Consider the following 8391-nt stretch of genomic DNA (forward strand, 5'->3'; position numbering starts at 1 on the left):
TCAAAACATGAAATTTAGTGAAAATTGGCTACGTGAATGGATCAATCCAGAAATTAGTAGCGAAATGCTTGCCAATCAATTGACAATGGCTGGTTTAGAAGTCGAGGATGTTGAAAAAGTAGCGGGCGATTTTACTGGAGTAGTTGTCGGTAAAGTTGTTGAATGTATGCAACATCCGAATGCAGATAAACTTCGCGTAACAAAAGTTGATATAGGTAAAGCCGAATTACTTGATATTGTTTGTGGTGCGCCAAATTGCCGTCAAGGTTTAACTGTTGCTTGTGCAACAGTGGGAGCAGTATTACCTGACGATTTTAAAATTAAAGCGGCTAAATTACGAGGCGAACCTTCGGAAGGAATGCTTTGTTCTTATTCTGAATTGGGAATTTCAGATGATCATAATGGAATCATTGAGTTGCCAGATGATGCACCTTTAGGCATGGATCTTCGTGAATATTTAAATCTTAATGACGTTATAATAGATATTAGTGTTACACCAAATCGAGCGGATTGTTTTGGAATTGTTGGCATTGCCAGAGATATTTCTGCCGTTAACAATATTGCTATGAAAGAACTAAAAGTTGACAGTGTATCTGCAACAATTAATGATACATTACCAATCCAGATAGATGAACCGAAAGCAGCACCACGTTATTTAGGTCGTGTAATTAAAGGCATCAACGTTAATGCCACAACGCCATTATGGATGAAAGAAAAACTACGCCGTGGTGGAATCCGCTCTATTGATGCAATCGTTGATATTACCAACTATGTATTATTAGAACTTGGTCATCCAATGCATGCGTTCGATTTGGCTGAAATAAAGAAGGGTATTGTTGTTCGTTATGCCCAAAAAGAGGAGAAACTTGTTTTACTTAATGGTAATGAAGTTAAACTTAATGATAAAACCTTAGTTATTGCCGATCACCAAAAAATCTTAGCATTAGCAGGAATTATGGGGGGGGAGAAATCAGGCGTAACGCAATCGACTAAAGATGTGTTTCTTGAATCTGCGTTTTTTAATCCATTAGCAATAACAGGTAAAGCTCGTGAATATGGTTTACATACAGAAGCGTCACACCGTTATGAGCGTGGAGTCGACCCATCTCTACAATTTGTAGCAATGGAACGAGCTAGCAAATTATTAATTGATATCTGTGGTGGCGAAGCTGGTCCAATTATTGATGTAACGCACAAAGATGAACTTCCAGTACAAGCAACTATCCAGTTACGTCGCAATAAAATTGATCGTATTATTGGTAATGTAATCGAAACACAAAAGATCACTGATATTTTAGTTAAACTCGGTTGTGAAGTTGAATACAAAGACAATGTTTGGATTGTAAAATCGCCAAGTTGGCGTTTTGATTTACAAATTGAAGAAGATTTAGTTGAAGAAGTGGCTCGCATTTATGGATATAACAATATCCCAAATGCTAATCTGAAGATTGAATCAATAATGAAACCAAAACCAGAAGGTCAAATATCATTACGAAGAGTAAAAGACTTATTGGTTGATAAAGGGTATCAAGAAGCAGTTACATATAGCTTTGTTGATCCAAAAGTTCAGCAAATTCTTCATCCTGCGCAGCCGGCAATCAAGCTACCTAACCCTATTTCAAGTGAAATGTCAGTTATGCGTTTATCACTTTGGTCTGGGTTATTGGATGCAGTACGATATAACCAAAATCGTCAGCAAGCACGTATTCGATTATTTGAAACAGGTTTGCGTTTTATCCCTGATGAAAAATGTGAATTTGGTGTACGTCAAGAACTAATGTTATCTGGTATTGTTACTGGTAATTTGTATGAAGAGCACTGGCTGCTTCCTAAAAAAAATGTGGATTTTTATGATATTAAAGGTGATCTTGAGTCAATTTTTTCTCTGTTAGGTTGTTCTGGTAAAGTGCAGTTTGAAAAGTCTCAGCTTTCAGCTTTACATCCAGGACAAAGTGCAGCGATTTATTTAAACGATGAGTTAATAGGCTATTTGGGCGTCTTACATCCAGAAATTGAAAAAAAATTATCTTTAAATAGTAAAACGCTTGTTTTTGAAATAAATTTAGCTAAAATTAGTGAAAAAAAGGCACCTGTTGCTCAAGAATTATCCAAATATCCATCAAATAAACGAGATATTGCTATTATTGTGTCAAACACAATACCAGCAGCGGATATTATTTCAGAGTGTAAAAAAGCAGGCGGCGAGCAACTTATTAAAGTTAATCTTTTTGATGTGTATCAAGGTGAAAATATCGAAGAAAATCAAAAAAGCCTTGCTATCAGTTTGATTTTGCAAGATAAATCACGTACACTTGAAGAAGAAGACATAACTAACATTGTAAGCAAGTGTGTCACTGCTTTACAAAATCGTTTTAAAGCCCTATTAAGAGAATAATAATATGACATTAACTAAAGCTGATATTGCAGATCGTCTTGCCGAAAAATTTAACATTGATCGACAAGAATCTAAAGTCCTTGTAGAACTTTTTTTTGAAGAGATTCGAGTGGCTTTGGAAAAAGGAGAACCAGTTAAATTATCTGGTTTTGGTAATTTCACTGTACGTGATAAAAACTCACGCCCAGGTCGAAATCCAAAAACAGGTGAAAGCGTTGATATCTCAGCTCGCCGAGTTGTTACATTTAGACCAGGTATTAAATTCAGAGAACGTGTAGAAAAAAATTTAGTTATCTAAACTCTAAGTTTATATACTGCTTTTGTTTTATAATAGCCTTTTTTTCGATAAAAACGTTAGAAAGGCTAGTTTATTTTTATAAAAATAGTTGTATTAATTCCTGAAATAAAGCATAATACTACCACTTCTATGGAGGCTCTGTGGGTCCTCTTGCAACATTTTTTTGCTCATCTGGTCAGATTCGGAAGGAAGCAGCCAAAGTGAAAAACATGTGTGCAGGATGAGGCTGATAGGGTCTCCTCCAAGGCAAATTTTATAATAAATTTATCTATTTTTTGGGAATTATGAATAGAATTAGGTGTGTAAAAAAGCAGAGTTAGTTTATAATTTGTAATATCTGGAAATAGGTAACTTATTGATGAAAAAGGAAATTTATTTTGAAGTCACCATCCCTCCTTCCAATAGCATTAGCAATGATTTTAAGTGGATGCACGATTTTACCGCATTCAGGACCAAACTTTTCCTCTATAAAAAATATAAATGAACAACATACTGAATTAGATGAAATTTATAATAAAGTCAAAATTGTCAATTTAAATGCCTCACCCGATTCTATAAAAGAAAGCACAAAAAATTTACAGAACTTCACAAGTTTTATAAACAAAACAAATAACCAAGCTAGAATAGCAGATTATATTGGTAAAGGTGATAGTCTAAAAATCTCTATAATTGAAACACCCCCTGCAATACTATTCACTGGCTCAAGTGATACCGGAGCGCCAAAAACGGGGCTAACTGAATTACCTATCGTTGTTGTTGATTCTTTAGGCTTTATTTCTTTGCCATTTGTTGGAGAATTAGAAGTAATTAATAAAACCCCAATACAGGTACAAAAAGAAATAATTGAAAAGTTATCTGGTATTGCAAATAGACCACAAGTAATTGTCTCTGTTTTAGAAAAACGGTCAGCAGACGTCATAGTTATTGGTGATAAATTTAGTGGTAAAATGATAATAACAGCTAAAGGTGAGCAACTACTAGATGCAGTTACCATGTTAGGTAGTAATATGTATGATATTAAAGATACGCTAATACAGATTACTAGAAATAATAAAGTTAATGAAATACCACTAAGCTTGGTATTATCTAATCCTAAATTTAATATACAACTCCAAAAAAATGATGTGATTACGTTGATTAATAAACCTAATTCTTTCATTTCTATGGGCGCAATTGGTGCAACAAAAGAAGTTCGATTTGAAGCTGTTGGAATTAATTTGTCTCAAGCATTAGCACGTATTGGTGGTTTACGAGATAATCTATCCGATGCTAGAGGTGTATTTGTATTTAGATACCAAGATACATTGTCAGCTGATAACAAAAAAGAGCTAATCCCAACAATTTATCAAATAGATTTGAATAATCCTAACTCTCTATTCATAATGAAGAATTTTCAAGTTGAGAATAATGATATTGTTTATGTTGCTTCTGCACCAATCATAGAACTACAAAAATTCTTATATGCAATTTTCTCACCAGGTATTGGAGTTGTTAATCAAGTTAGTCAGATTAGTGAGTAATTTTACTAGCGCACTTGTGAGATATTATGTATTTAAATTTTAAAAGAAAAAAAAGTTGGTTGTTACACCTATTTGTTACATTACCAACTTTATTATCAATAATTTATTTTGGATTAATAGCTGAAAATATTTATACCTCAGAAGCAACGTACATTATACGTTCTTCGGATACTCAATCGTCATTGGGTAGTTTGGGTAGTTTTTTTTCAAAGGTTGGAATTTCACGTTCCAATGATGATTCATATGTAGTTCTGTCATATATCAAATCTAGAGATGCATTATCTTCTGTCGAAAAAGTTTTACCAATACAAGAATGGTATACGAAAAAAGGAGATATAATATCCCGATTTAATGGTTTTCATCTTGATTTTTATAATAAAAAAGAATATTTTTATCGTTATATGGGCAATATGATAAATGTTAATTTCGATAGTTCAACAGGTATTGCTACAATCAATGTGAATGCTTTTGATATGCAAGATGCGTTCAAAATAAATGAACAACTATTAAAGCAGGCTGAAGGCTTTGTGAATCAAATAAATTTACGAGCGAAACAAGATCTCATAACTGCATCATTAGCAGAACTAAAAAATGCTGAATCACAGATGAAGAAAGAGGCTCAAGCACTAGCTGAATTTCAAAAAAATAAAAATGAAGATGCTAATTTAGCAGAATATCAACAAATACTAATTAATAACACGGTAGCTAAACAACAATTTGAAGCTGCAACTTTATCGCTACGTAACGCTCAAGTTGAAATAACAAAAAAACAACTTTACCTTGAAAGAATTGAACAACCTAGTTTATCAGATGTATCATTTAAACCTGCACGTATTTATAACATCATTGCAACTTTTATAATTAGCTTTCTAATATATGGTATTATTAATTTGCTTATTGCTGGTGTAAGAGAGCATAAAGATTAATGACAGAAGTAGTTGCGAAAACATCATTTATGCGTTCATTAAAAATACAAATTAATGTATTGAATGCTTTAATTCTGCGAGAAATTATTACTCGTTACGGACGTAATAATATTGGTTTTCTTTGGTTATTTGTTGAACCTATGTCATTAACTTTGCTAATAAGTCTAATGTGGTTTTTTTTTAAAATCAATTCTGTTTCTAACCTTAATATTGTTGCATTTGTATTAACTGGCTATCCAATGGCAATGATGTGGCGCAATGCATCATCTAGAGCAAAAGGTGCAGTTACGGCCAATCAAGCATTACTATATCATCGTAATATTAAAATTTTAGATTTAGTTTATGCACGTGTTTTCCTTGAAATGATTGGTGCAAGTGCTGCTCAAGTATTTGTTATATTGCTTTTTACTTTTGTAGGGGTGATAGCTATACCTTATGATCCTTTTTATATGCTATGTGCTTGGGGGTTAATGTGTTGGTTTTCTCTAGGTTTAGGTTTAATCATCTTTGTTTTATCTACTAAATATGAAGTTTTTAATAAAATATGGAGTACCTTAAGTTTTATACTCATGCCTCTGTCTGGAACGTTTTTTTGGGTTGATACATTTCCCCATGAAATTCAAGAATTATTACTTTATATTCCACCAGTTAATGGTACAGAAATGTTTCGCTCTGGATATTTTGGTCCATCAGTTATAACACATCAAAATATAAGTTACTTAGTTTCATGCAATATCGTTTTATTATTTGCGGGATTAACTATGGTTAAGATTAATGAAAATAATATCCTTGAGGGTAACTAATGATTATTGTTAATAATGTAAGTAAACAGTATCCAACAAGGAAAGGATATAAGACTGTTTTAAATAATATTAATTTTTCTTTACAAAAAGGAGAAAAAATAGGCATTTTAGGGAGAAATGGGGCAGGGAAGTCAACTCTTATTAGGCTTATTAGTGAAATTGAAAAACCAACATCTGGCTCAATAGTAAGAAATATGTCAATTTCATGGCCACTTGCTTTTTCTGGGGGATTTCAGGGTAGTTTGTCTGGAATGGATAATTTAAAATTTATTTGTCGAATTTATGGTAGTTGTATAGAAAAAACAAAAAAATATGTTGAGGATTTTGCCGAATTAGGTGATTATTTATTTGAACCAATAAAAAAATATTCCTCTGGAATGAAGGCTCGCCTAGCTTTTGCTTTATCATTATCAATTGAATTTGATTGCTATCTGATTGATGAGGTAATTGCTGTTGGCGATTCTAGATTTACACAAAAATGTAAAAAAGAATTATTCGAAAATAAAAAAGATCGTGCTCTTATTTTAGTTTCACATAACATGAATGCTATAAAAAACTATTGTGATAAAGCCATGGTATTAGATGCTGGTTGTCTATATCAATTTGACACGATTGCACAAGCATATACTTACTACAATAATCAACAGAAAAATATTTAATATTTATAGTAAATATTTTTAAATTAATAGAACGCTAAATGAAAAGAGTCTCAGTTTTCTCAAAAAAAATCCTAGCTATAAAAAATATTAATCATTTTTTTTCTGATCTATCATTTAGTTATAAAAAAATAAAAAAAATTGATGCAATTGCTGGGTGGGGTTATCGTTCAACAACAGCTAAAGCTAGGGCATATGCAACTAAAAATTCACTACCTTTTATTGCTCTTGAAGATGGTTTTTTGCGCTCAATTGGTTTAGGATTAGAAGGATTTCCACCATTATCACTTATCGCTGATAGTATTGGAATCTACTATGATTCTAGAGCTCCTTCAGATTTAGAAATATTAATAAAAAATAAAAAACTTTTAAATCATCATTTTAATAAAGCTGTATCTGCAAAAAAATTAATTATTGATGCAGAATTATCAAAATATAATCATGCCCCTGATTTTTTGGGGTTCAATGATAAAACCAACAATCAAAATAAAAAAATATTAGTCATCGATCAAACTTTTGGGGATATGGCTGTTGAATTGGGTGGTGCAAATCAGCAAACGTTCATATCAATGTTGAACTGTGCAGTTAGAGAAAATCCGTCTTCAACTATTTATGTGAAAACTCATACAGATGTAATTAATGGGCATAAGAAAGGTTATTTAACTCAAATAGTTAATCATAATTCTGTAATGTTATTTAGTGAAGATGTCAACTCTTTTTCTTTACTTAAACACTTTGATAAAATTTATGTTGTTACATCACATATGGGATTTGAAGCTCTTTTATTGGGTAAACAAGTTATTACCTTTGGTTTACCTTGGTATGCAGGTTGGGGTGTTACAGACGATCGACATAAAAATATAAATCATTTACGAACAAATAATAGAAGAACTCAAGCTACAGTCTTAGAGTTATTTACTGCAAGTTATATATTATATTGCAAGTACATAAATCCTTATACAGGCAAAAACGGAACAATTTTTGATGTTATTAACTATTTAATAAAAATCAAAGCACTCAACAATAAACTTAGAGGTATGATTAACTTAGTTGGATTTTCGTTGTGGAAGAAACAAGTGTTATTACCTTATTTAAGGTTACCCTCTGTAAAATATCGTTTTTATTCGACAAGTGGTTTTATTAAGATTATTAATAACGAAGCACAAGGAAAAAAAATAAGAGCTGAAAACATATTAATATGGGGACAAGGAAAAAAGGCATTACTCCCAATTATTAATAGTTTGAGTCCATTTCGTGTTGAAGATGGTTTTATCCGCTCAATTGGTTTAGGCTCTAATTTAGTTATGCCATATTCACTAGTTATTGATAAAATAGGTATTTATTTTAACTCTCAAAATATCAGTGAATTAGAGTTTTTATTAGCAAATAAAAAAGTAAATAGATGGGAAAAAGAAAAAGCTAATTCGTTACAAAATTTACTAATTTTAACAAAATTAGGTAAATATAATGTTGGTGAAAAAATTGACATTAGGCCGAGTAATAGCAAAGCAAAGGTCATTTTAATACCTGGTCAGGTTGAAGATGATGCATCTATTATATATGGTTCGCCTGTTATAAAATCAAATCTAGACCTGATAAAAGCAGTTAGACAAAATAATCCCAATGATTATATTATTTATAAACCGCATCCAGATGTTTTGAGTGGTAACCGAAAGGGGCATGTAAATAATTTAGAAATAAAAAAGTATGTTGATGATATTATTGGACTTAATAATATTATTGATTGTATAGAGCAAGTTGATGAAGTTCATACAATCACTTCGTTAGCGGGG

7 protein-coding genes and 1 other RNA gene are annotated in these 8391 nt (G+C 31.7%); all 8 read left to right on the top strand.

Going from position 1 to position 8391, the window contains the following annotated elements:
* The first annotated feature begins 7 nt into the window (after positions 1-7).
* Positions 8-2395: a phenylalanine--tRNA ligase subunit beta gene (gene pheT, locus A9G22_RS09730; protein ID WP_075508792.1), complete on the top strand. Its 2388-nt coding sequence runs from the start codon at positions 8-10 to the stop codon at positions 2393-2395.
* Positions 2396-2399: 4 nt separating this feature from the next.
* Positions 2400-2693, top strand: a complete 294-nt coding sequence (locus A9G22_RS09735; protein ID WP_065587353.1) for an integration host factor subunit alpha — start codon at positions 2400-2402, stop codon at positions 2691-2693.
* 139 nt (positions 2694-2832) lie between these two features.
* Positions 2833-2928, top strand: an RNA gene (gene ffs, locus A9G22_RS09740) — signal recognition particle sRNA small type.
* A 142-nt stretch (positions 2929-3070) separates the two neighbouring features.
* Positions 3071-4213, top strand: coding sequence for a polysaccharide biosynthesis/export family protein (locus A9G22_RS09745; protein WP_141670042.1), 1143 nt, complete (start codon positions 3071-3073; stop codon positions 4211-4213).
* Positions 4214-4239: 26 nt separating this feature from the next.
* Positions 4240-5139: a hypothetical protein gene (locus A9G22_RS09750; protein ID WP_065587355.1), complete on the top strand. Its 900-nt coding sequence runs from the start codon at positions 4240-4242 to the stop codon at positions 5137-5139.
* Entirely contained in the window at positions 5139-5942 is an 804-nt protein-coding gene (locus tag A9G22_RS09755; RefSeq protein ID WP_065587356.1) for an ABC transporter permease, read from the top strand. Before A9G22_RS09750 ends, A9G22_RS09755 begins: the two co-directional genes overlap by 1 nt.
* Positions 5942-6601 (top strand): ABC transporter ATP-binding protein, encoded by a 660-nt coding sequence (locus tag A9G22_RS09760; RefSeq protein ID WP_065587357.1) that lies wholly within the window; start codon positions 5942-5944, stop codon positions 6599-6601. The genes A9G22_RS09755 and A9G22_RS09760 overlap by 1 nt, the downstream gene beginning before the upstream one ends.
* Before the next feature lie 38 nt (positions 6602-6639).
* The coding region (locus tag A9G22_RS09765) for a capsular polysaccharide biosynthesis protein (protein ID WP_075508793.1) at positions 6640-8391 on the top strand (1752 nt) is incomplete at its 3' end.

The organism is Gilliamella sp. App2-1 (assembly GCF_001690255.1).
GTDB lineage: Bacteria > Pseudomonadota > Gammaproteobacteria > Enterobacterales > Orbaceae > Gilliamella > Gilliamella apicola_G.